The 1,506-nt window shown below is 51.4% G+C and carries 1 protein-coding gene and 1 pseudogene; both read left to right on the top strand.

Annotation, left to right across the window (positions count from 1 at the left end; genetic code table 11):
* Positions 1 to 420 precede the first annotated feature (420 nt).
* Positions 421 to 1,197, top strand: a complete 777-nt coding sequence (locus MoGM_RS04625) for a dihydroorotate dehydrogenase electron transfer subunit (RefSeq protein ID WP_104368961.1) — start codon at positions 421 to 423, stop codon at positions 1,195 to 1,197.
* Positions 1,185 to 1,506: pseudogene (locus tag MoGM_RS04630) on the top strand (dihydroorotate dehydrogenase); the annotation flags it as partial. The gene MoGM_RS04625 and the pseudogene MoGM_RS04630, both read left to right, overlap by 13 nt.

Raw genomic sequence — 1,506 nt, forward strand, 5'->3', positions numbered from 1 at the left:
CCACTCAGCACTTTTGCTATGCAATCCATCACCCCAAAATGTCCAACCTGCCGAAAAATTTTAATTATAATCATTATTTAGGATCTTTGGGGATAGGGATGCCGTATAGTCCTAATAAAAGCGTGGTTTTACAGTCTCCCGAATAAGACCGGAAGTCATGTGTTTTTTATTGTCAGACAGGTGTAAATACATTATTAATATATCGTCTTGCTGATAAAAAAATAGTATCTTTGCAGGCGTAAAACAGTGCGGATATGCTACTTTGCTGGTATTTGATATGGCAGAGCTCCTGTTTGGCGGCTCTCGATTTGTGCTATCCTTGAATACGCCCTGTTGGGTTCCGGTATGCTGAAATGCAGGCAGGGAGCATCCGGGTTGGAATTACCAATGATGAAAAGACCATAATTTGAAACAGAAAATATGAAGAAATGCATTCTCGACCTTACGGTCAGGGCAGTGGAGAAGGTCAGTGAAAAGTATGTGCTTATACGGCTGACAGATGACAAACCGCTGCCCGACATGCGGCCGGGGCAATTTGTGGAGGTACGTGCCGACGGTACGGCCGACACTTATTTGCGCCGCCCTATATCAATAAATTTTGTAGACAGGGATGCCAATGAGCTGTGGTTGCTTGTAGCCATGATTGGCGACGGTACCAGGGCGATAGGCTGTGTGAGTGCCGGTTGCAAGTTGAACTGTGTGCTTCCGCTCGGAAACGGTTTCACCATGCCCCATACTCAGGCCGAACGGGTGCTCCTCGTGGGTGGCGGTGTCGGTGTGGCTCCGCTTCTGTATATGGGTGCCGAGATGCGCCGCATGGGTTGCGAGCCTGTTTTTCTGCTCGGTGCGCGCCGTGCCGCCGACTTGCTCATGATTGGCGAGTTCGCTAAGTACGGTCGTGTGTGCGTCACCACGGAAGACGGGTCGGCCGGGGAAAAAGGTTTCGTCACCAATCACTCCGTGCTCACGGCCGAGCGTTTTGACCGCATCGCCACGTGCGGTCCTAAGCCGATGATGATGGCCGTGGCCCGATATGCGCACGGTGAGGGCATTGAGTGCGAGGTGTCTTTGGAGAATACTATGGCTTGCGGCATCGGGGCTTGCCTTTGCTGCGTGGAGAAAACTGTGGCCGGCAACCTCTGCGTATGCAAGGCCGGGCCGGTGTTTAACATAAAAAAACTATTATGGCAGCTTTAAATGTGAAGATAAGTGACGGGCTTGAACTGAAAAATCCCGTGATGACAGCCTCCGGAACGTTCGGTTACGGCATTGAGTTCGCCGATTTCGTGCCTCTCGACGGCATCGGCGGCATCATCGTGAAAGGAACAACGCTCAATCCCCGTGAGGGCAACGACTATCCCCGCATGGCCGAGACGGCTCACGGAATGCTCAACTGCGTGGGGCTGCAAAACAAAGGGGCAGACTACTTCTGTGAATACATTTATCCGCAGATAAAGCATATAGACACCAATATGATAGTGAACGTGAGCGGCTCGTCGCCCGACG

Origin of the sequence: Prevotella sp. MGM1, from assembly GCF_002933775.1 — a bacterium.
Classification (GTDB): domain Bacteria; phylum Bacteroidota; class Bacteroidia; order Bacteroidales; family Bacteroidaceae; genus Prevotella.

Bases quoted from the DNA above. Each gene is read 5' to 3' on its own strand.
- MoGM_RS04625 (WP_104368961.1), top strand. From the start codon at position 421: ATGAAGAAATGCATTCTCGACCTTACGGTCAGGGCAGTGGAGAAGGTC.